We start from the raw sequence: 222 nt of genomic DNA on the forward strand, positions 1-222 counted from the left end.
TATCGGTGATTGCGGTCACAGCCGGCGCTGGGCTGACGTCCAGTTTCTCGAAGTCACCACCGGTGGTGCCGGTGACATTCACACTCACATTGCCGGCATCGACATAGACGGTGTTGGCTGGTGCTGGGACCGTGATCGAGCCTTCGGTCAAACCTTTGCCAATGGTGATGACTTCACCATTGCTCAGGGTGATCTTCATCTCGCTACCGGCCGGATTGGTCA

1 protein-coding gene is annotated in these 222 nt (G+C 57.2%); it reads right to left on the reverse strand.

Annotated features, from left to right (window positions below; all coding sequences use genetic code 11):
- Positions 1-199 (reverse strand): immunoglobulin-like domain-containing protein (locus J5M56_RS26600; RefSeq protein ID WP_207938266.1); only part of this gene is annotated, 199 nt, incomplete at its 3' end.
- Positions 200-222: the final 23 nt, after the last annotated feature.

Origin of the sequence: Pseudomonas sp. 51_B, from assembly GCF_017491595.1 — a bacterium.
GTDB classification, from domain to species: Bacteria; Pseudomonadota; Gammaproteobacteria; order Pseudomonadales; family Pseudomonadaceae; genus Aquipseudomonas; species Aquipseudomonas promysalinigenes.